Origin of the sequence: Streptacidiphilus cavernicola, from assembly GCF_042510955.1 — a bacterium.
In the GTDB taxonomy this organism is placed as follows: Bacteria; Actinomycetota; Actinomycetes; order Streptomycetales; family Streptomycetaceae; genus Streptacidiphilus; species Streptacidiphilus cavernicola.
The window spans coordinates 57,951-76,937 of the sequence record NZ_JBHFAB010000023.1; the positions used below are offsets into that span (position 1 = coordinate 57,951).

Here is an 18,987-nt window from a genome sequence, read left to right on the forward strand (position 1 = left end):
GTTTCGCAGTACCGCGAAATGTCCACGGGAAAGAGGGACAAACCGACAAGGGGACAAAGGAAGGGATGGGCACGGCATGGGGCTCTGGCTGGTGGACGCGGACACCCTGGCGCGCAGCAGCTTCGTCGTCTCGCCGCTGGTCGAGACCGTGGCCTGCCTGACCACCCTCGCCGTCCGCCGACCGCCGCACCCCGGTGTGCGCCCCTGGCTGGACCGGCACCTGCCCGACTACGACGAGCGGCTGCGGGCCGACCCGGTCACCGCGCTGCTGGTGGAGGCCGCGCTCCAACCGCGCTGGATCGCCGACTTCCTGGCCCCCGTCCCGCCGCACCCACAGAGCTTGACGTTCCGTCAGGAGCTGGGCCGGATCCGCGGAGCGTCGCCGGACACCGTCCTGGCCGACCTGGACACCGCGACCGGGGGACGGCTCCCCGCCGCGCTCGCCCGGCACCGGGACGAGCTGCCGGGCCGCGCCGCCGACCTGCTGGAGTGGGTGTGGAGCAGCACCCTGCAGCCGCTCTGGCCACGCCGGCGGCGGCTGTTCGAGGCCGACGTCCTCTCCCGCACCGGGCAGTTGAGCAGCGGCGGCTGGGCCGCGGCGCTCGACCGGATGCGCCCGGGGATGCGCTGGCTCGGCGACGGGCGGCTGCAGATCAACCGCACCGACAACCCGCCCCGGGACCTGTCCGGCGCGCGGCTGGTGTTCGTCCCGGCGAGCGTGCACCGGGGGTGGGTGAGCTGGGACGAGCCGCACCACTACGCCGTGGTCTACCCGTGCTCGGGCCCGCTGGCCGAACCGGCGGCCCCGGCCGCGCCGGAGGCGTTGAGCCGACTGCTCGGACCCGGGCGGGCCGCCGTCCTGGTGCTGCTGGCGGCGCCGAGGAGCACCACCCAGCTGGTCGCGCTGACCGGCCAGGGGCTGGGCTCGGTGGGGCGGCACCTCAAGGTGCTGCTCGACGCCGGCCTGGTCGACCGCCGCCGGGCCGGGCGCTCGGTGCTCTACCAGCGCACACCGGCCGGGGACGTGCTGACCGGGGCCGCCCCGAAATCCACGAGCCCCGGACCGGTTGACGACATAGCGTAGGGACGACAAGGCTTGTGCAACGAGGGGAAGTTGTGAACATGTCGGATGCTACGACGGACATCGTCACCGGCTGGACCGAGATCGCCCCGGGATTCGCGGCGTACCAGGCCGTGCCCAGCGGACAGGACCCGGCCGGGGCGGTGATCGTGCTGCCGGAGCTGTTCGGACTGAACGCCGACATCCGCGGCGTGGTCGAACGGCTCGCCCGGGAGGGGTACGCGGCCGTCGCCCCCGACGTCCACTGGCGGCGCGAGCCGCGCGCGTCCCTGCCGTACGGCGACGCCGGGCGGACCCGCGGATTCGAACTGCTGCATGCGATAACCCGTGCGGAGGTCCTCGCCGACCTCGCGGCGGCGCACGAGGCCGCCCTCCGGCTCGCCCCCGGCGGGCGCGTCGCCGTGTTCGGGGTCAGCTTCGGTGGCCACCTGGGCCTGCTCGGCGCCACCGAGCTGCCGTTCGCGCTGGTGGTCTCCGTCTACGGCGGCTGGACCGTCCACGGCGGGATCCCGGTCGCCGAGCCGCGCCCGCCGCTGGCGGACGCGCCGAAGATCGCCGCGAACGGGGCGTTCGTGCTCGGCTTCTACGGCACCCTCGACCACGCGGTGCAGCCGAGCGAGGTCGAGGAGATCGAGGCGCTGCTGACCGAGGCGAAGGTGCCGCACGAGGTGGTACGGATCCCCGGCGTCGGCCACGGGTTCCTCTGCGAGGCCCGCCCGGACGACTACGACGCCGATGCCGCCGCGCTGACCTGGGCGAAGGTGAACCAGGCGCTGCGCGAGCAGCTGACGGTGCCCGACGGGGCCTGACGGTTCGTCAATTCTGGTGGGGAATGACTGCTAGAGCTGGTAGATGAAAACCCGGTCTCCCGGCTCAGGGATGGCGCTTGACGAAGGCCAGCGCCGCTTCCGCGACGACCTCCCAGCCGCTGTCGAGGACCAGCGAGTGCCCCCGGTCGGCGATCTGCTGGAACTCGGTGGTGGCGAGGTTGCGCCGCTGCCTCCGATAGCTGGCGGCGGCGATCGCGTGTGGGGCGATCCGGTCCTTGTCCCCGCTGATCAGCAGCATCGGGCCGCGCCGGGTGCCGAGGGTGTCGACCGCGGCCTCGGTGGACGGGTCCAGGTTCGCCGTCGCGGCCTGGAACAGCGGTCGGCCCGAGCCCGGGACCGCGAAGGTCTCGTAGAGCCGCTCGGCCTCATCCGCACTGACGGCGTTGGCGAACGCGTAGCGGAACTGCTCCCGGCTGAGCATCACCGCCTGCCTGCGGTTGGCCGGATTGCCGAGCACCGGGAAGGACGACCGCAGCGCCGACAGCGGAAGCGGCAGCACGCCGCGGAACGGCGCCGAGCCGATCGGCACGGACGCGGCGGCCAGACCGCGGCCGGCCAGCTGCTGGACCACCAGGCCTCCGAAGGAGTGCCCGACCAGCACCGGCTGCCGCCGCAGCGCCCGGATCAGCTCGGCCGTGTGGTCGGCGACCTGCCGGATGCCCTTCCCGGCGAACAGCCGCGGGCGCTCCCGCGCCTCGGCGACGGTCTCCGGATCGTCCGGCCAGCCCGGCGCCAGCGTGGCGTAGCCGTTCTGCTCGAACAACGACCGCCACGGCTGCCAGCTGGACGCCAGCATCCACAGCCCGTGGACGAACACCACCGGGGGCAGCTCGGACCCGTTCGCCCGGTCGATCTCCAGCCGCTCGCGATCACTGAGACTCATCGGTGCACCACCGTTCAGCGTGCCGTCCCGTTCAGCGTGCTCTCTTGTTCAACGTGCTCTCTCGTTCAGCGTGCCGTCCGCCTGTCTGAATTGTCCCGCAGATCGGCGGCCGGGTCGATCACGGTCCGCTGCCAGGCCTGCGCCGCCCGCGGGGTGCCGAGGTGGACCACGTCGAGCGGGGCGAACCGGGGGTCCGCGCTGCGGGCGGCGATCTCCGCCCTGCGGTTCGCGTACTGCGACCAGGCCCAGCGGGCCGGGTGGTCGGCGCTGAACCAGGAGCCCGCGGTCTCGACGTTCCCGCCGAAGACCCGGCGGCGCAGCAGCGTGCGGGCCGCTGACCTGCGCAGCACCCGGCGCATCACCACCGGACGGGAGTAGTCGAGCCAGACCACGGTGTCCGCGCGGGACCACAGCAGGTCGCGGACCTCCGGATAGCCGAGCGAGTCGAAGATCCAGGACTGCTCCGCGCTGATCCGCGACACGTCCTCGAACAGGCGCGGGTTGTCCTGCCAGCCGGGACCGGTGATGGCCAGCGCGTCCATCTCGTGGAACGGGATGCCCAGCCGTCCGGCCAGCGCACGGGCCAGGGTGGTCTTGCCTGCACCGGTGCTCCCGGCGACCAGGACGCGTTCCATACGGGTGTCCTCCTCGGTTTCGCTACCGGGTGACCGTAGCCCAGCACCCGTCCCGGGCCCGCGGGCGGTCGCGGTGACTCGTACGGCGCCGGTCACTCGTACGGTGCACACCCCGCGCCGCCGGCCGCGCCTGCTGAAAGGCTCGACCCATGCGCCGCTATCCCCCCATCGCCGACCACGGCATCGTCGGTGACCTGCAGACCGCCGCGCTCGTCTCCTCCGACGGCGTCATCGACTGGTTCTGCGCACCGCGCTTCGACTCGCCCAGCATCTTCGCCGCGCTGCTCGACCACGACAAAGGCGGCCACTTCACCCTCACCGCCGCCGCGGACGCCGGGCCGGAGGAGGTGACGGTCCGCCAGCTCTACCTGCCCGACTCGGCGGTCCTGATCACCCGCTTCCTCACCGTGGACGGCATCGGCGAGGTCATCGACTTCATGCCGCTCGACGAGCCGTCCCGCGCCTCCGACCAGCACCGGATCATCCGCGCGGTACGGGTGGTGCGCGGAACCGTGGCCTTCCGGCTGGAGTGCCGCCCGCGCTTCGACTACGGCCGGGCCGAGCACCGCACCAGCGCGGACGCGGGCGGGATCGGCTTCCACGGGCCGGACGTGAGCGCCTACCTGCAGCCGGTCGGCCCGGTCGAGCTCACCGTCGAGGACGGCGACGCCACCGCGGGCTTCACCCTGAGCCACGGCCAGCTGGCCGCGTTCGTGCTGACCACCGGCGCCGCTGACGCCGCGCCGCCCGAGCCGATGACCGAGGACGCGGTCCGCGCCCGGTTCACCGCCACCCGCGACTTCTGGCACGGCTGGATCAGCCGCTGCCGCTACAAGGGCCGGTGGCAGCAGATGGTCAACCGCTCCGCGATCACCCTGAAACTGCTCACCTACGCCCCCACCGGCGCACTGATCGCCGCCGCCACCGCCGGCCTGCCGGAACAGGTCGGCGGCGAGCGCAACTGGGACTACCGCTTCACCTGGATCAGGGACGCCTCACTGTCCGTCAGCGCGCTGATCGCCCTGGGCTACACCGAGGAGGCGGACGCCTTCCGCCGCTGGCTCGGCGCGCGGCTGCGCGCGGGCAGCACCGCCAGCGGGGAGAGGCTGCAGATCATGTACCGGGTCGACGGGGACCCCGAGCTGTCCGAGGAGGAACTGCGGCACTTCGAGGGCTACCGCGGCTCCGCGCCGGTCCGGATCGGCAACGGGGCCGCCGACCAACTGCAGCTCGACATCTACGGCGAAGCCGTCTACGCCCTCTCCCAGACCGAGAACATCGCCGAACTGGCGGGCTACGACGGCTGGGTGGTCCTGGCCGGGCTGCTGGACTGGCTGGCCGACCACTGGGACCGCCCCGACGAGGGCATCTGGGAGACCCGGGGCGGTCAGCAGGACTTCACCTACAGCCGGCTGATGTGCTGGGCCGCCTTCGACCGCGGCATCCGGGTGGCCACCGCCATGGCCCGCCCGGCCGACCTGCCGCGCTGGACCGCCGCCCGGGACGCGATCATGACCCAGGTGATGGAACGCGGCTGGAGCCCGACCCGCCAGGCCTTCGTCCAGCACTACGGCAGCGAGGTGCTGGACGCCTCGCTGCTGCTGATGCCGAAGATCGGCTTCGTCTCACCGCGGGAGACCCGCTGGCTGTCCACCCTGGACGCGATGGACCAGGAACTGGTCTCCGACAGCCTGGTATACCGCTACAACCCCGAGGCCTCGCCCGACGGCCTGCGCGGCAGCGAGGGCACCTTCTCGCTCTGCAGCTTCCTGTACGTGGACGCGCTGGCCCGCGCCGGACGCCTGGACCAGGCCCGCTACGCCTTCGACAAGATGCTCACCTACGCCAACCACGTCGGCCTGTTCGCCGAGGAGATCGGCCCCACCGGGGAGCAGTTGGGCAACTTCCCGCAGGCCTTCACCCACCTCGCCCTGGTCAACGCCGCCCTCGCACTCGACGCCGAACTCGACCGCGAGGGGCCGGGCTGACCTCAGCCCTGCCCGCCGCGCCAGCTGACCTGACGGCCGGATCCGGCTCAGCAGGCCTGGCTCACCAGGTGGGGTTCTGGAGCCGGGTGAGCGCGGCCTTCATCGGGGCCTCGGCCTCGGTCAGCTCGTTCTCGGACGCGGTGAGCTCGGCGAAGTTCGCCCGGTCGACCCCGTTGTCGGTCACGTCCACCGCCGAACTCGCGCAGTCGGCGGCCGACTGCTGGAGGGCGTTCAGCGCCTGGGACCAGTCGGCCTGGGTGTCCGGGTCGGGTATCTCGGGGTATCCCTGGGCGGTCGCGGTGTCGCGGACCAGGGCCGCGCAGTCGGTGGCCTCGGCCGCCAGGTCGAAGTTCAGCCCGTCCGCGGAGACCTTCCGCAGGTCCGCTCGGACGGTGTCGATCTGCCGCTGCCCGCCCTGATCCCGCCAGGAGGTCAGCCGAGCCTGAACCGCGGCGGTCACCGCTGCCGGCCGGGCCTCGGGCCGGGCCTCGGAGTGGTGGCTGCTCAGATCGGCGCCGGCCCAGGTTCCGGCGATGCCGACGGCCGCGAGGCAGGCGATGGCCAGGTAGCCCTTGCGGGAGAAGCGCGCCGATGCGCCGGACGATGTCTCGGGTGGTGCCATGACGCGGTTCTCCAGCTGTACGCACGTGCGATAGGACAAGCCATCATGCCAGGTGGGAGGCCATGCCCGGGAACCACTCCCCCGGGCGGCGGCCTCCCCGTCCTGCTCAGCGCGGCTTGGGCTCGCGCTCGTACAGGCGGCGCGACCAGGTGTACGACAGCACCGCCGTCCCGACGCACCAGGCGATGGTGATGACCAGGTTGTCGCCGATCTTCGTGCCGGTCAGCAGCCCGCGCAGGGTCTCGTTGACCGGGGTGAACGGCTGGTACTCGGCGAACCAGCGCATCGCGGTGGGCAGCGAGTCGGTGGGGACGAAGCCGCTGCCGAGGAAGGGCAGCAGGATCAGGAACATCGGCGAGTTGCTGGCCGTCTCCACGCTCTTGGCCGACAGTCCGAGGCCGACGCACAGCCAGGTGACGGCGAAGGTCAGCAGCAGCACCACGCCGAGGGCGGCGAGCCACTCGGCCACGTTGGCGTGCGGGCGGAAGCCGACCGCGATCGCGGCCCCGGTGACCACCGCCACGGCGGCCAGGGTCTGGATCGTCGCGCCCACGACGTGCCCGGTCAGCACGGAGGAGCGGGCGACGGCCATGGTGCGGAACCGGGCGATGATGCCCTCGGTCATGTCCTGGGCGACCGCGATCGCCGTCCCCTGCGCCGCGGCGGCCACGGCCATCAGGATGATCGCCGGAGCCACGTAGTTCGCGTACGCCGCCCGCCCGCCGTGCATCCCGGCGGGCAGGCCGCCGCCGAGCCCCGATCCCAGCGTCCCGCCGAAGACGTAGACGAACAGGAGCAGGAAGACCAGCGGCATCAGGGTGATCATCAGGGTCAGCGACGGGTAGCGCTGCATGTGCCGCAGGTTGCGGCGCAGCATGGCCCGCGCGTGGACGAAGGCGTGCGAGCCGGAGTCGGCGGCGGCGTCCGTCGGCGCGACGGTGCCCATGGTGCTCGTGGCGGCGCTCATGGTCAGGCTCCCTTTCTGCCGGTGAGGGCGAAGAAGACGTCGTCGAGGTCGGGGGTGTGCACGGTCAGCGACTCGACCTCCACGGCCGCGTCGTCCAGCCGCTTCAGCAGCGTCCGCAGGGTGCTGACGCGGCCGTCGGCGGCCAGTTGCAGGGTGAGTCCGTCGTCGTCGCGGCTGGTCGGGTCGAGCAGCGCCGCCGCGGCGTCCAGTGCGCCGCGGTCGGCGAAGGTCAGTTCGATGTGGCCCCCGGGGATCCGCGCCTTGAGCTCGGCCGGGGTGCCCTCGGCGACGATCCGGCCGCCGTCCAGCACCGCGACGCGGTGCGCGAGTTGGTCGGCCTCGTCCAGGTACTGGGTGGTGAGCAGGATCGTGGTGCCCTCGGCGACCAGGCCCCGGATGATGTCCCACATGGTGCGGCGGCTGCGCGGGTCCAGGCCCGTGGTCGGCTCGTCCAGGAAGATCACCTTCGGGTCGCCGACCAGCGTCATGGCCAGGTCGAGCTTGCGCTTCATCCCGCCGGAGTAGGTCGAGGCCGGCTTGTCCGCGGCCTCGTCGAGTTCGAAGCGCTCCAGCAGCTCCCCGGCCTTCCGGCGGCCCACGGCCTTCGGCAGCAGGTGCAGGTCGGCCATCAGCAGCAGGTTCTCACGGCCGGTCAGGTACCCGTCGACGGCCGAGAACTGGCCGGTGACGCCGGTCGCGCGCCGGACCGCCTGCGGGTTCTTCGCGGGGTCCTGTCCGGCGATCCGGATGTCCCCGGCGTCGGGGCGGAGGTAGGTGGTCAGCAGGTGCACGGCGGTGGTCTTGCCGGCCCCGTTCGGTCCGAGCAGGGCCAGCACCGTGCCCTGCTGGACCGTCAGGTCGATGCCGTCGAGCACGGCTTTTCCGGCGAAGGACTTGCGCAGGCCGCGGGCCGAGATCGCGGCGGTGCCGGCGACCGGGTCCGGGACGGTGGCGGGGCGGGGTATGGCGGTGTTCACGCGTTCTCCTCCAGACGGGGGGTGCGGCGGACCACGACGTCGCCGAGCTTGGTGCTGGCGTGCACCTCGACCTTGTCGACCGGCTCGCCGTCGTCGGGCGCGTCGGCGGAGTCGAGCTCGTTGTAGACGCGGCCGACCGTGGTGTCCAGTTCCAGCCAGGCGGCGCTGCCCTCGCGGACGCCGACGTCGACCCGGCCGTTCTTGCTGGTGGCGCTGACCTTGCCGCGGACGACCTCGCCGATCCGCACCGCACCGTTGGAGTTGGCGGCGGTGATGTCGGACAGCGCCCGGTCGACGGACAGTCCGCCATTGCTGACCTTGACGTTCGCGGGGCCGGTGACGACGCCGATCCGGATGGTCCCGTTGCTGGTGGAGACGTCGGCGGGGCCGTCGACCGCGCCGATCCAGATCTCGCCGGCCCCGCTGTGCACCTCGGCGGAGCCGCCCGCGGTGTCGACGGAGATCTCACCGAGCCCGGTGTGGACGTTCAGGGTGCCGCTCTCGGCGATCCGGACGGCGCCGAGACCGGTCTTCAGCGCGACGGCGCGGAGCGCGCCCTCGGTCCGGTAGTCGCCGAGCCCGGCCTCGCCGCGCACGTCGGAGTCGGTGGGCAGGTGGATCACGACGTCGATGGACTCGGGGCGCTTGCTGAAGTTCACGAACCGGTTGCGGGGTTTGCGGACGACGCTGAGGACGCGGGTCGCGTCGTCGTACTCGACCCGGGTGTTCTCGGCGGCCTTGACGTCGACCGGCTTGCCCGGGTCGCTCGGGCGGACCTCGACGACGGTGTCGGCGCGGTCGGCGGCGACGATGTGGACGTCGGCGACGTAGAGGTCGAGGGTGACGGCGATCGGGGACGGGGTGTTGAAGTTCGAGAGGGACATCTCGGGTTCCTTCGCGGGGTGTGTGGTGGTGGGTGGTGGTGCCGGTCGTGCCTGTCGTCGTGCCGTGTGCCTTCGTGCCGGTGGTGCCTGTCGTGCCGGTGGTGCCTGTCGGGTCGTGCGCTTGCTCGGGTCAGGGACAGCGGTCGGTGGTGCCGGCGGTGTCAGTGACGGCGGTGTCAGTGACGGCGTGGTGTCGGTGACGGCGGTCAGCGGGCCCAGCCGGTGAAGCTCTGACCAACCTGGCCGGTCTTCTGGGCGGCGGCCGGGGCCTGCGTCCGTCCCTCCCCGGCCAGGCCGGCCGCCGCGGCCCGGACGATCCAGGCGTTGACGGAGAGTCCGCCCGCCGCGGCGGCGTCCTCGATCAGGGCCTTGAGGTTGCCGGGGAGCCGGAGGTTGATCCGGACCATGGCGGCGTCGTCGCCGTCCGCGACCGGCAGCCGCACGTCCACCGGCCCGGGGCCGACGGCAGGCGGAGCGGCGGCGGCGGGCGGCGGCGTCACCACGAACGCGGCCGAGCCGCTCCGCAGTCGGACGTCGACGGCGCCGGGCGCGAGTTCGGCGGAGATCTCCTCGGCGGCGCTGGAGAGCGCCTCCAGCAGGGTGAGCCGAACCGCCGCGTCGAGCGGCTGGAGCAGCCGGTCGGCGAGCACGCGAGCGTCCTCGCCGCCGACCCCGGCCGCGAGCGTCAACTCGCGGCGGAGGCTTTCGACATAGGGGGTGAGTTCCATGGCTCTAATGTGGCACCACTTTGGCACCAACGCAAGCCTTTATGGCTCACGGCAATTGTCAACTTCGTCTTGACGCCCGCCGATCGTCAATTTAAACTTGACGCATGAGCCCACTCGACATCAGCCTCGCGGACCTGATCGCCCGTCTCGACGAGGAACTCCCCGAAGCCAGCGAGCTGGCCCGCATCAGCGAAGCGCGCCTGCGCGCCCAGACCCTGACCGACCTCGGCGACCAGCTCCTGGACCACTACGTCAGCAAGGCGAAGCAGACCGGCGCGTCATGGAGCGAGATCGGCGACGCCATCGGGGTCACCAGGCAGGCCGCCCAGCAGCGCCACACCCCCGCCCCGTTCGAGCAGTTCACCAACCTGAACCGGCACACCATCGTGCTGGCGCAGGAGGCCGCCCGGACGCACAAGCACGACTTCATCGGCACCGAACACCTCCTGCTCGGCCTGCTCGGCGAACCGCGCGGCCTGGCGTACGAGCTGCTGGTCGCACAGGCCGGATCGGAACAGCACGTCCGCGACGTGATCGAGGAGGCGCTGCCGCCGGCCGGGGAGAAGGCGCTGCGCGGTCACATCGCGTTCCGTCCGGAGGGCAAGCAGGCCATCGAACAGGCCCTCCGCGCCTCGGCCGACCTCGGCCACGACTGGGTCGGCACGGAACACTCCCTGCTCGGCCTGATCCGCACCGAGGGCAGCCCGGCCGCCCAGATCCTGCACACCCTCGGCTTCACCCCGGACACCCTGCGCGAGACGGTCAAGACTGAGATCACCAACCGCGGCACCGCCCGTCCCACTCCCCGCACCAACCCCTGACCGGACGGCACCACGCGCACCAGCGGGCGGCGCCGTAGAGTCCCTCCCGCTGGTGCGACGGAGAAGGGGGACCCGCTCGTGCCCGAGGACCTGTCCGGTGCGCTGGCCTCGCCTGCTGCCGCTATTCCGGGTCGCCTGCACGGCCGGCGCCTGGCGCCGCGAACGCCGGGCGCGGGTCGCGCTGCGCTGGGATGGGCCGCATTCAGGGGGACCGGCAGCAGCCACGCGCGACATGGGTCACAGTTGCAAGCGGTGTGCTTGCAATAGTTAGCACGGGCGTGCAGAGTGGAGTCATGGCCTCACTGAACGTTGGCTCGCTCGGGGAGTACATCCGTGAGCAGCGGCGGCATGCGCAGTACTCGCTGCGTCAGCTGGCCGATGCCGCGGGCGTGTCGAATCCGTACCTCAGTCAGATCGAGCGCGGGTTGCGGAAACCGAGTGCGGAGATCCTGCAGCAGATCGCCAAGGCGCTGCGGATCTCGGCGGAGACGCTGTACGTGCAGGCGGGGATCCTCGACGAGCGCGAGGAGGCCGGCCTGGAGCTCCGGGCCGCGATCTTTGCGGACTCACTGATCAACGAGCGGCAGAAGCAGGTGCTGCTCGCCGTCTACGACTCCTTCCTCAAGGAGAACGCCCACCTGGGCGCGCACGACGAGGCGGAGGCCGGGACGAGTGCCGGCAGGACCAAGGACGATCCCGAACCAAGGGGAGGAACTCCCAATGCCCATCACCGATGATCTGCGCAAGACCCTTTCGGACCCGACGCCGCTGTACGCGCTCGCCGGCGCCGGCGACCTCGCGGTCGAGAAGCTCCGCGAGGTGCCGGAGAAGGCCGCGACGCTGGCCGGCACCGACCGCACGGTCGTGCAGGAGCGGGCGACCGCGCGGCTGAAGGAGGCCCAGGTCAGGCTGACCGAGGCGCAGGCCAAGGTCACCGAGACGGTCTCCACGCTGCCGAACGACTTCAAGTCGCTGCAGGAGAAGGCCCAGGACTTCGCCCTGCAGTCGGTCGGCCGCGCCGCCGAGCTGGCCGTCAAGGCCCGCGAGGTGTACGACGAGCTGGCCGAGCGCGGCAAGGTCGTCGTCGACCGCCAGCGCAAGGAGACCGCGGACGAGCTGGTCGGCATCGCCGGCAAGGCCGAGTCCAAGGCGGACGCCTTCGCCGCCGAGGTCGACAAGGTCGCCGACACCGCGGCCGACAAGGCGACCGATGCCGCCGCCAAGGTCGAGCCGGAAACCCCCGCCGCGCCGAAGCCCGCCGCCAAGCGGACCACGCCGCGGAAGAACGCGCCGAAGGCCTGAGCACGACGCACGACTCTGTGCCGCTCACAGCACCACAGCATGAGGGCGCACAGCTGAGAGGAGAGGGACGCCGCCGGGCACGCTCGGCGCGTCCCTCTCGTTCTCGTTTCAGAGGCCGGCCCCGTGGGACACTCCCCATCGGGACAGGCTGGACAGGCAGTACGGCAGGACGAGGGAGAAGCGATGGTCGAGCAGTTGGCTGCGAGCGGCATCCTGATGGACGGGTTCAGCTCCGTGCTGACCTGGCTGTCGCTCGTGCTGCTGGTGTTCAAGGTCGCGGTCTTCATCGACGCCGCTTTCCGGCGCGGCGACGCATACCAGGCCGTGGACAAGCAGACCAAGACGTTCTGGCTGATGGTGCTGGGCTTCGGGGCGATCATCGGCTTCCTGCCGATTCCGCTGCTGGGCCAGATGCTGAGCCTGATCGGGCTGGTCGCGGCGATCGTCTATCTGGTGGACGTCCGGCCGCGGTTGAAGGCGATCACGCCGCAGCGCGCCGGGAGGCTGGGCGGGCTCGGCGGCGGGCGCGGCCGACTGGGTCGGACCAAGCCCAAGAAGGACGAGCGCAACCACATGGGTCCGTACGGGCCCTGGTAGTCCGGACCCGGGCCTGGACCCGGCCCTGGGCAGGGAACCGCAGGCGACGGGACCGCCCGCGAAGCCCGCGCCCGCCCGGAAGCCGCCGTCAGCCGGTCGGGAGGACGGCAGGCAGCCCGGCCGGCGCCGGGCGGGTGAGCAGCAGGACCGCGACGTCGTCGGCGAGCGCGCCGCCGTTGAGGTCCTCGACCTCGGACATCGCCGTGTCGATCAGCAGTTCGTCGCGCAGACCGGTCTCCCGGTGGTCGCCGATCATCGCGATCAGCCCCTCCTGGCCGAGGCGGCGCGTCCCCGCCCCTATCCGGCCCTCGATCAGGCCGTCGGTGTAGAGCATCAGGCTCCACTCCTCGCCCAGCCGGACCTTCCGCGGCGGCCACTGCTCCTCCCCCGCGTCCGCCTGCAGCGGGAAGCTCAGCAGCCCCAGCGCCGGGCCGCCGTTGTCGTACGGGAGCAGCTCGGGCTCGCAGCCGTCCTGGAGCAGCAGCGGGGCCGGGTGCCCGGCCAGGTGCAGTTCGGCGTACTCGCTGTCGGGTTCGATGGCGAGCATGCACAGGGTCGCGAAGATCTCGTCGCTGCGCCGCTCGTGCTCCAGCACCCGCTGGAGCGTGCCGAGCAGGGCCTCGCCGTGCAGTCCGGCGAAGACCAGGGTGCGCCAGGCGATCCGCAGCGCCACGCCGAGCGCGGCCTCGTCGGGGCCGTGTCCGCAGACGTCGCCGATGACCACGTGCACGGTGCCGTCGGCGGTGCGGACGGCGTCGTAGAAGTCGCCACCGAGCAGCGCGCGGCGGCGTCCCGGCCGGTAGCGGGCGTGGAATTCGAGCCCTGAGCCCTCCAGCAGCGGGGTGGGCAGCAGGTGGCGCTGGAGCCGCGCGTTCTCCTGGCCGCGCAGTTCGGCCTCGACCAGGCGGCGCTGCGACTCGTCGGCGCGCTTGCGTTCGACCGCGTAGCGGACGGCGCGGGTCAGCAGGCGGCCGTCGATCTCCTGCTTCACCAGGAAGTCCTGTGCGCCGGCCGCGACCGCGGCGGCGCCGAGGTGCACGTCGGCGGTGCCGGTGACGGCGAGGACCGCGGTGCGGGGCCAGCGGCGGAACAGCCGGCGCAGGCCGTCGAGGCCGCCGCCGTCCGGGAGTTCGAGGTCGAGCAGGATGCAGGCGGTGTCGGCGTCGATCATCGTCGCGGCCTCGTCGAGGGTGCGCGCCCAGCGCAGCGGCGCCTCCGCGCCGACCTCGGCCAGCAGGTTGCGGAACGTCTCGGCGTCCTCCGGGCTGTCGTCGATGAGCAGGACCGAGAGCGGGGCCGCGGTCGCGGCCGACGTGGAGGACGGGCGCGGGCGCGGGTGAGGTATCGGCGCGGCGGCACTCGACGTGCTCGGCTGCGGTTCGTGCGCGCGGTCAGTCGCGGGCATCAGCGGTACCTCCCTCTCCCAGACGGTGCAACGCTTGGGCGATCGTTGCGGTGCCCATCAGACACCACGTTCCTGCGGTATTCCCGTGACCCTAACGTGATCTCCACAGGCCCTCCGCACCATCGGTCACCCCGATGGCGGCGTCGGCCATGACGGCCGTGGCCTGCGGGAGTGCGGGAGGGTGCGGTGGGTCTCGGCAGTCGCCGGTGCGGGCGGGGCCCGGCTGCGCGGACGGACGAAAGGGGTTGGTGATGGAGATCACGTTCATTCAGGGGGACATCACCGAGCAGCGGGTGGACGCGGTGGTCGGCTGGCCGCTGGACGACGCCGCGCGGATCGCGGTGCGCGCGGTCGGGGACGCGGCGCTGGAGAGCGGGAGCGGGGTGGAGGAGGCACGGTTCGTGCTGTTCGGTGTCGAGGCCTATCAGGCGTTCGATTCCGTCCGCCTGGAGTAGGGCGCGGGACGAGGGTGGGGCCATGCGTCCATGGTGGACCGTGGGGACCCGAGAAAGCCACGATTATTCGATAACTTGTTCGAACAGTTGTGCTTCGTCCCCGTCACGGTGTACGGGGTGCGACCGCCTCCCAACGCACCGTCAGTTCGCCCAGCCGCCAACGGCTCCGGCCGCCGACCAGCGGCCAGTCCGCGGCGACCGCCGCCGCCGTGGCGATCCAGCGCTGACGTGCGCCGAAGTCCGCGTACGGGGCCGCCGCCGCCCAGGCCCGGTCGAGGTCGCGGAGGAAGGCGTGCACCGGCTCGCCGGGGACGTTGCGGTGGATCAGCACCTTGGGCAGCCGCTCCGCCAGATCGGACGGCCGTTCGAGTCCGCCGAGCCGGGCGGCGAAGGTCACCGTGCGCGGGCCGCCCCGGTCCAGGGCCACCCAGACGTGCCGCCGGCCGATCTCGTCGCAGGTGCCCTCGACCAGCAGCCCTTCCGGCGCCAGCCGCCCGCGGAGCAGCGCCCAGGCGTCCGCGACCTGGCCCTCGTCGTACTGGCGCAGCACGTTCGCGGCCCGGATCAGCAGCGCGCCGTCGCCCACCCCCGAGCCGGGGTCGGGGTCCAGCGGGACCTCGAAGCCGCCGCGCCGGAAGCTGAGCGCGGGCGGACGGGCGTGGCGCTGCGCCGCCGCGACCCGCTCCGGCTCGATCTCGATGCCGACCACCCGGACGTCCGCCCGCACCGCGGCCAGCCGGGCGTGCAGTTCCACCGCGGTCCACGGCGCGGCGCCGTAGCCGAGGTCGACCGCGACCGGAGGCGGGCCCGCGCGGCGCAGCGCCGGGGCCAGTTCGGCGGCGATCCAGCGGTCCATCCGGCGCAGCCGGTTGGGGTTGGTGATGCCACGGGTGACCGCGCCGACCGGTCGACCGCTGCTGACCCGTGCGCGCGCTCCCATGCCAGGCAGCGTATGCCAGTGCCGGGCAGCGCATGCCGGGCAGCGGGTGCGGCCGGGCATGCGGGTGCGGCCGGGGAAGCGGCCCGCCGGGGGAATCAGTGGGGCCACGATTCTGTTGGCCACTCTGTTGACGGGTCGCCGAGCGGCCGGAGCTGGAACGAAGGGACGACCAGTGACCCAGCGCCCTCGCCGCGTGGCGATGCTGAGCGTGCACACCTCCCCGCTGCACCAGCCGGGCACCGGCGACGCCGGGGGCATGAACGTCTACATCGTCGAGCTGTCCAAGCGGCTGGCCGAGCAGGGCGTCGAGGTGGAGGTGTTCACCCGGGCCACCTCCTCCGACCTGCCGCCGACGGTGGAGCTGGCGCCGGGCGTGCTGGTCCGGCACGTCACCGCGGGTCCTTTCGAGGGCCTGCTCAAGGAGGACCTGCCCGCGCAGCTCTGCGCCTTCACCCACGGCGTGCTGCGGGCCGAGGCCGGCTACCGTCCCGGCTACTACGACCTGGTCCACTCGCACTACTGGCTGTCCGGGCAGGTCGGCTGGCTGGCCGCGGAGCGCTGGGGCGTGCCGCTGGTGCACACCATGCACACCATGGCCAAGGTCAAGAACGCCGCGCTGGCCTTCGGCGACACCCCCGAGCCGGCCGCCCGGGTGATCGGCGAGACCCAGGTGGTCGAGGCCGCCGACCGGCTGATCGCCAACACCCGCGACGAGGCCGAGGAGCTGGCCGCGCACTACGGCGCGCACGAGGACCAGCTCTCGGTGGTCCACCCCGGGGTCAACCTGGAGGTCTTCCGACCCGCGACGGCCACCCCGGTCGGCGACGTCGGCGACGCGCTCAGCCATAGCGATCAGGCCGGGATCCGGGCCGGGCTCGGACTGCCGCAGGACGCGACGGTGCTCCTCTTCGCCGGGCGGATACAGCCGCTCAAGGCCCCCGACGTGCTGCTCCGCGCGGTCGCGGTGATGCTGCTGCAGGACCCCTCGCTGCGCGACCGGCTGGTCGTACCGATCGTCGGCGGTCCCAGCGGGAGCGGTCTCGCCCGCCCGGAGAGCCTGCACAAGCTGGCCGCACAGCTCGGCATCTCGGACGTGGTCCGGTTCCATCCGCCGGTGGGGCAGGAGCGGCTGGCCGACTGGTACCGCGCCGCGACGGCGCTGGTGATGCCCTCCTACAACGAATCCTTCGGCCTGGTCGCCCTGGAGGCGCAGGCCTGCGGCACCCCGGTGGTCGCCGCCGCGGTCGGCGGGCTGCCGGTCGCCGTCCGGAACGGCGAGACCGGTTTCCTGGTCGACGGCCACGACCCCCGCGACTGGGCCCGCACCCTGCGCCGCTTCATCGACGACCCGGCCCTGGGCCCCCGGATGGGCGAGGCCGCGGCCCGGCACGCCGCCGGCTTCGGCTGGGCGAACGCCGCCGCCGAGACCGCGGCGGTGTACGGCGGGGCAATGGACCGGATGAGCGGCGGTACCGCGCGGTAACGTCGGGGGCATGGACTCACCGCGTGCACAGACCCGCGCACAGGCGCTCGACGTCGTCCGGTCCGCACTGGACGACGCGGGCGTCGCCTGGGAGCAGCCGACCGACGATCCGTACGCCTGCGTGGCGACGCTGCCGGGGAGCAGGAAGCTCTCCACCACCTGCTCGCTGCGGGTCGGCGAGCACACCCTGAGCGTCAACGCCTTCGTGGTCCGGCACGCCGACGAGAACCACGAGGCCTTCTACCGCTGGCTGCTCGAACGCAACACCCGGATGTACGGGATCGCCTACGCGGTGGACCGCCTCGGCGACGTCTACCTGGCCGGACGGCTCCCGCTGGCGGCGGTGACGGCCGAGGAGGTGGACCGGCTGCTGGGGGCGGTGCTCACCCACGCGGACGAGCCGTTCAACACCCTGCTCGAACTGGGATTCGCCACCGCGATCCGCCGGGAGTGGGAGTGGCGCACCAAGCGCGGCGAGTCCACCCGCAATCTGGACGCCTTCACCCACCTCACCGGCCCGGCCGCGGAAGGGCCCTGACCGTCCTGGCCAGGACCCTCAGAACTGACCAGCGGTCAGAACGCGGCGCGGACCTCGCCCACCGGCCTGCCGCCGCCGTACAGGGGGGCGGAGCCGATGCGGGAGAGGGTGTCGCCGTCCGCGCTGACGCCCATCCGGCGGAGCACGGCGGCCAGGACCGGGCCCACCGCCCGGTAGCCGCCGTCGTCGATCTTGAAGGCCAGCGCCCGGCCGTCCGCCAGCGCCACCGCCTGGACCGCCTCCGCGCCCATCTTGGCCATCGCGCCGGGCACGCCCCGCATCAGCCAGGTGTCGATCCGACGGGTCCCGGCGACGTACTCCGGGTGCGCCCGCATCGCGTCGGCGACCCGGCGCTCCGGGGTGCCGGGCTCGGCCAGGACGACGGCGCGGAAGGCGCGGGCCAGGCCGACCAGGCTGGTCGCCAGCAGCGGCGCGCCGCAGCCGTCGGTGCCCGCCGCCGCGGCCGGTCCGCCGGTCAGCTGTTCGAACGTGCTGAGCACCTGCTGCTGCAACGGGTGGCCCGGGTCCAGGTAGCCGCCGGTGTCCCAGCCGCGGGCGACGCAGGCGGCCAGCATCGCGGCGTGCTTGCCGGAGCAGTCCATCAGGATCGGCTCGGGGTGGCCGCCGGAGCGGATCCAGGCCTCGCTCTCGGCCTCGTCCAGCGGCAGCGACGGAGGCGTCTGCAGGGCGGCGGTGGTCAGCCCGGCCCCGGCCAGGATCTTGCGGACGGCGTCCAGGTGGAACGTTTCCGCGGAGTGGCTGGCAGCGGCCAGCGCGAGCAGCTCGCCGTCCAGGTCGAGCCCGGTCCGCAGGATGGCCGCCGCCTGCATCGGCTTGTTGCTGGAGCGCGGGAACACCGGAGGGGTCGGATCGCCCAGGACCAGGGCGGTGTCGACGCTGCCGTCGGCGGCCAGCACCACCAGCGAGCCCCGGTGCCGTCCCTCCACGAAGCCGGACCTGACCACCTCGGCGAGCACCGCCGAGTCCGGCGCCTCGGGCCTCGCGGCTCCGGGTATCGCTGATGCCGGGACGGATGCCGGGGTGGTCATGGCGGTTCAGCCTCCGGAGAGCAGGTCGTCGATGCGCGCTTCCCCCTCACGGTACCTGCGGGTGATCTCCGCGCTGCATCCGTCGACGGTCCGCTGCAACCCCTGCCGACGCCCGGACAGGGTGCGCTCGTGGGCGGTGAGCCGGATGCAGGCGGCCTGCAGCGCCGTGTCCGACTGGGATCGGAGGTCGGCCAGGGCGACGTCGTCCATCAGTTCGTCCGCGAGCGCCTGGTACTCCTCGCTACGCGGAGTGTTGAGCGTCACATGGCGGGCGGAGTTGCGGACCTCCGAGGGGAGGTCGGTGAGGATCTCCGCCAGTTGCTCCAGAAGGGTGTCCGACACCGCCGTCCGGCCGCTGCGGCGGGTCAGCTCGGCGCGCAGGATGTCGACCCGGCCGTGCAGCAGCCGACGGAGGTAGGAGAGGTCGGCCTCGTCGTCCTGGGCCTGCCGGCGCAGGTCGCGGAGCTGGTCCAGCCCGAGGCTGCCGAGGCCGTCGAGGTCCGCCGTGACCGCGCAGGCCGCCGCCGCGCCTCGTCCGGCCGTGTCGCGCCCGGTCGTGCACTGTTCGGGCATCAGCTGCTCCCTCTGGTCGGGCCTGCCACCCACAGGCACGCATCGTGCCACCCGGTGACTGCCCCGCGCAGGCGAGCTGCACCCAATCGGGCCCAAACAGACCCCTGGCGAATTCGGGTGGCTCATACGACTGGTGCATATTCCCTGCGCACGGCCATGCGTCCGTCCGCCGGGGGGCGCGTAGCCGTCACCCTCGCGCCCCTGCGAGCACCCCCCGATCGGCCCTCCG

The 18,987-nt window shown here is 72.8% G+C and carries 21 protein-coding genes; 10 read left to right on the plus strand and 11 right to left on the minus strand.

The genetic code is table 11. The features are described from left to right. Positions 1 to 76 precede the first annotated feature (76 nt). Together ACEZDE_RS26240 and ACEZDE_RS26245 are read left to right on the plus strand one after the other, a co-directional pair. Entirely contained in the window at positions 77 to 1,084 is a 1,008-nt protein-coding gene (locus ACEZDE_RS26240) for an ArsR/SmtB family transcription factor (protein WP_380540704.1), read from the plus strand. A gap of 38 nt (positions 1,085 to 1,122) precedes the next feature. After that, the gene (locus ACEZDE_RS26245) at positions 1,123 to 1,890 is read left to right on the plus strand and encodes a dienelactone hydrolase family protein (RefSeq protein ID WP_380540707.1); all 768 of its coding nucleotides are present in this window, start codon (positions 1,123 to 1,125) and stop codon (positions 1,888 to 1,890) included. A gap of 64 nt (positions 1,891 to 1,954) precedes the next feature. On the opposite strand, the gene ACEZDE_RS26250 is transcribed toward ACEZDE_RS26245, so the two are convergent. Further along, a complete protein-coding gene (locus ACEZDE_RS26250; protein WP_380540710.1) occupies positions 1,955 to 2,794 on the minus strand; it encodes an alpha/beta fold hydrolase in 840 nt (279 codons plus the stop codon). 65 nt (positions 2,795 to 2,859) lie between these two features. Then, positions 2,860 to 3,429 carry an AAA family ATPase gene (locus tag ACEZDE_RS26255; RefSeq protein ID WP_380540713.1) on the minus strand — a complete coding sequence of 190 codons (570 nt, stop codon included), beginning with the start codon at positions 3,427 to 3,429 and terminating at the stop codon, positions 2,860 to 2,862. Between the two features lie 149 nt (positions 3,430 to 3,578). Between ACEZDE_RS26255 and ACEZDE_RS26260 the strand changes: the two genes are divergently transcribed. After that, positions 3,579 to 5,417, plus strand: a complete 1,839-nt coding sequence (locus ACEZDE_RS26260) for a glycoside hydrolase family 15 protein (protein ID WP_380540716.1) — start codon at positions 3,579 to 3,581, stop codon at positions 5,415 to 5,417. A 61-nt stretch (positions 5,418 to 5,478) separates the two neighbouring features. Here the strand turns inward: ACEZDE_RS26260 and ACEZDE_RS26265 are convergent, their stop codons facing one another. The 5 genes from ACEZDE_RS26265 to ACEZDE_RS26285 all read right to left on the minus strand — a co-directional run bounded on the left by ACEZDE_RS26265 (position 5,479) and on the right by ACEZDE_RS26285 (position 9,595). Continuing rightward, positions 5,479 to 6,039 carry a hypothetical protein gene (locus ACEZDE_RS26265; RefSeq protein WP_380540718.1) on the minus strand — a complete coding sequence of 187 codons (561 nt, stop codon included), beginning with the start codon at positions 6,037 to 6,039 and terminating at the stop codon, positions 5,479 to 5,481. Positions 6,040 to 6,145: 106 nt separating this feature from the next. Beyond that, on the minus strand, positions 6,146 to 7,006 hold the full coding sequence (locus ACEZDE_RS26270; RefSeq protein WP_380540721.1) for an ABC transporter permease: 861 nt from the start codon (positions 7,004 to 7,006) through the stop codon (positions 6,146 to 6,148). A 2-nt stretch (positions 7,007 to 7,008) separates the two neighbouring features. After that, positions 7,009 to 7,983 carry an ABC transporter ATP-binding protein gene (locus ACEZDE_RS26275; protein ID WP_380540725.1) on the minus strand — a complete coding sequence of 325 codons (975 nt, stop codon included), beginning with the start codon at positions 7,981 to 7,983 and terminating at the stop codon, positions 7,009 to 7,011. Beyond that, on the minus strand, positions 7,980 to 8,867 hold the full coding sequence (locus ACEZDE_RS26280; protein WP_380540728.1) for a DUF4097 family beta strand repeat-containing protein: 888 nt from the start codon (positions 8,865 to 8,867) through the stop codon (positions 7,980 to 7,982). The genes ACEZDE_RS26275 and ACEZDE_RS26280 overlap by 4 nt, the downstream gene beginning before the upstream one ends. A gap of 206 nt (positions 8,868 to 9,073) precedes the next feature. Beyond that, positions 9,074 to 9,595: a hypothetical protein gene (locus ACEZDE_RS26285; protein WP_380540731.1), complete on the minus strand. Its 522-nt coding sequence runs from the start codon at positions 9,593 to 9,595 to the stop codon at positions 9,074 to 9,076. A 104-nt stretch (positions 9,596 to 9,699) separates the two neighbouring features. On the opposite strand from ACEZDE_RS26285, the gene ACEZDE_RS26290 reads away from it, so the two are divergent. The 4 genes from ACEZDE_RS26290 to ACEZDE_RS26305 all read left to right on the plus strand — a co-directional run bounded on the left by ACEZDE_RS26290 (position 9,700) and on the right by ACEZDE_RS26305 (position 12,315). Continuing rightward, entirely contained in the window at positions 9,700 to 10,416 is a 717-nt protein-coding gene (locus ACEZDE_RS26290; RefSeq protein WP_380540734.1) for a Clp protease N-terminal domain-containing protein, read from the plus strand. A 293-nt stretch (positions 10,417 to 10,709) separates the two neighbouring features. Further along, a complete protein-coding gene (locus ACEZDE_RS26295; RefSeq protein ID WP_380540737.1) occupies positions 10,710 to 11,153 on the plus strand; it encodes a helix-turn-helix domain-containing protein in 444 nt (147 codons plus the stop codon). Beyond that, positions 11,137 to 11,718, plus strand: a complete 582-nt coding sequence (locus tag ACEZDE_RS26300) for a hypothetical protein (protein ID WP_380540740.1) — start codon at positions 11,137 to 11,139, stop codon at positions 11,716 to 11,718. The genes ACEZDE_RS26295 and ACEZDE_RS26300 overlap by 17 nt, the downstream gene beginning before the upstream one ends. A gap of 183 nt (positions 11,719 to 11,901) precedes the next feature. Further along, a complete protein-coding gene (locus ACEZDE_RS26305; RefSeq protein WP_380540743.1) occupies positions 11,902 to 12,315 on the plus strand; it encodes a DUF2516 family protein in 414 nt (137 codons plus the stop codon). Positions 12,316 to 12,403: 88 nt separating this feature from the next. Here ACEZDE_RS26305 and ACEZDE_RS26310 read toward each other — a convergent pair whose 3' ends face one another. Continuing rightward, entirely contained in the window at positions 12,404 to 13,720 is a 1,317-nt protein-coding gene (locus ACEZDE_RS26310) for a PP2C family protein-serine/threonine phosphatase (protein ID WP_380540745.1), read from the minus strand. 251 nt (positions 13,721 to 13,971) lie between these two features. Here ACEZDE_RS26310 and ACEZDE_RS26315 point away from each other — a divergent pair, with 251 nt between their 5' ends. After that, positions 13,972 to 14,175 carry a hypothetical protein gene (locus tag ACEZDE_RS26315; protein ID WP_380540748.1) on the plus strand — a complete coding sequence of 68 codons (204 nt, stop codon included), beginning with the start codon at positions 13,972 to 13,974 and terminating at the stop codon, positions 14,173 to 14,175. A gap of 103 nt (positions 14,176 to 14,278) precedes the next feature. Here the strand turns inward: ACEZDE_RS26315 and ACEZDE_RS26320 are convergent, their stop codons facing one another. Then, positions 14,279 to 15,115, minus strand: a complete 837-nt coding sequence (locus ACEZDE_RS26320; protein WP_380540751.1) for a class I SAM-dependent methyltransferase — start codon at positions 15,113 to 15,115, stop codon at positions 14,279 to 14,281. A 124-nt stretch (positions 15,116 to 15,239) separates the two neighbouring features. Between ACEZDE_RS26320 and mshA the strand changes: the two genes are divergently transcribed. After that, on the plus strand, positions 15,240 to 16,598 hold the full coding sequence (gene mshA, locus ACEZDE_RS26325) for a D-inositol-3-phosphate glycosyltransferase (RefSeq protein ID WP_380540905.1): 1,359 nt from the start codon (positions 15,240 to 15,242) through the stop codon (positions 16,596 to 16,598). 10 nt (positions 16,599 to 16,608) lie between these two features. After that, positions 16,609 to 17,136, plus strand: coding sequence for a type III secretion system chaperone family protein (locus ACEZDE_RS26330; protein WP_380540754.1), 528 nt, complete (start codon positions 16,609 to 16,611; stop codon positions 17,134 to 17,136). A gap of 35 nt (positions 17,137 to 17,171) precedes the next feature. Here the strand turns inward: ACEZDE_RS26330 and ACEZDE_RS26335 are convergent, their stop codons facing one another. Both ACEZDE_RS26335 and ACEZDE_RS26340 read right to left on the minus strand, forming a co-directional pair. Continuing rightward, entirely contained in the window at positions 17,172 to 18,185 is a 1,014-nt protein-coding gene (locus tag ACEZDE_RS26335; protein WP_380540757.1) for an asparaginase, read from the minus strand. Positions 18,186 to 18,191: 6 nt separating this feature from the next. Continuing rightward, positions 18,192 to 18,758, minus strand: a complete 567-nt coding sequence (locus ACEZDE_RS26340; protein ID WP_380540760.1) for an RsiG family protein — start codon at positions 18,756 to 18,758, stop codon at positions 18,192 to 18,194. Positions 18,759 to 18,987 lie beyond the last annotated feature (229 nt).

What these genes read in the sequence shown, in the direction of transcription:
- ACEZDE_RS26320 (WP_380540751.1), bottom strand. Translation starts at nt 15,115, where the DNA reads ATGGGAGCGCGCGCACGGGTCAGCAGCGGTCGACCGGTCGGCGCGGTC.
- ACEZDE_RS26260 (WP_380540716.1), top strand. Translation starts at nt 3,579, where the DNA reads ATGCGCCGCTATCCCCCCATCGCCGACCACGGCATCGTCGGTGACCTG.
- ACEZDE_RS26290 (WP_380540734.1), top strand. Translation starts at nt 9,700, where the DNA reads ATGAGCCCACTCGACATCAGCCTCGCGGACCTGATCGCCCGTCTCGAC.
- ACEZDE_RS26240 (WP_380540704.1), top strand. Translation starts at nt 77, where the DNA reads ATGGGGCTCTGGCTGGTGGACGCGGACACCCTGGCGCGCAGCAGCTTC.
- ACEZDE_RS26270 (WP_380540721.1), bottom strand. Translation starts at nt 7,006, where the DNA reads ATGAGCGCCGCCACGAGCACCATGGGCACCGTCGCGCCGACGGACGCC.
- ACEZDE_RS26310 (WP_380540745.1), bottom strand. Translation starts at nt 13,720, where the DNA reads ATGCCCGCGACTGACCGCGCGCACGAACCGCAGCCGAGCACGTCGAGT.
- ACEZDE_RS26280 (WP_380540728.1), bottom strand. Translation starts at nt 8,867, where the DNA reads ATGTCCCTCTCGAACTTCAACACCCCGTCCCCGATCGCCGTCACCCTC.
- ACEZDE_RS26315 (WP_380540748.1), top strand. Translation starts at nt 13,972, where the DNA reads ATGGAGATCACGTTCATTCAGGGGGACATCACCGAGCAGCGGGTGGAC.
- ACEZDE_RS26300 (WP_380540740.1), top strand. Translation starts at nt 11,137, where the DNA reads ATGCCCATCACCGATGATCTGCGCAAGACCCTTTCGGACCCGACGCCG.
- ACEZDE_RS26245 (WP_380540707.1), top strand. Translation starts at nt 1,123, where the DNA reads ATGTCGGATGCTACGACGGACATCGTCACCGGCTGGACCGAGATCGCC.
- ACEZDE_RS26250 (WP_380540710.1), bottom strand. Translation starts at nt 2,794, where the DNA reads ATGAGTCTCAGTGATCGCGAGCGGCTGGAGATCGACCGGGCGAACGGG.
- ACEZDE_RS26305 (WP_380540743.1), top strand. Translation starts at nt 11,902, where the DNA reads ATGGTCGAGCAGTTGGCTGCGAGCGGCATCCTGATGGACGGGTTCAGC.
- ACEZDE_RS26295 (WP_380540737.1), top strand. Translation starts at nt 10,710, where the DNA reads ATGGCCTCACTGAACGTTGGCTCGCTCGGGGAGTACATCCGTGAGCAG.
- ACEZDE_RS26285 (WP_380540731.1), bottom strand. Translation starts at nt 9,595, where the DNA reads ATGGAACTCACCCCCTATGTCGAAAGCCTCCGCCGCGAGTTGACGCTC.
- ACEZDE_RS26330 (WP_380540754.1), top strand. Translation starts at nt 16,609, where the DNA reads ATGGACTCACCGCGTGCACAGACCCGCGCACAGGCGCTCGACGTCGTC.
- ACEZDE_RS26255 (WP_380540713.1), bottom strand. Translation starts at nt 3,429, where the DNA reads ATGGAACGCGTCCTGGTCGCCGGGAGCACCGGTGCAGGCAAGACCACC.
- ACEZDE_RS26265 (WP_380540718.1), bottom strand. Translation starts at nt 6,039, where the DNA reads ATGGCACCACCCGAGACATCGTCCGGCGCATCGGCGCGCTTCTCCCGC.
- ACEZDE_RS26335 (WP_380540757.1), bottom strand. Translation starts at nt 18,185, where the DNA reads ATGACCACCCCGGCATCCGTCCCGGCATCAGCGATACCCGGAGCCGCG.
- ACEZDE_RS26340 (WP_380540760.1), bottom strand. Translation starts at nt 18,758, where the DNA reads ATGCCCGAACAGTGCACGACCGGGCGCGACACGGCCGGACGAGGCGCG.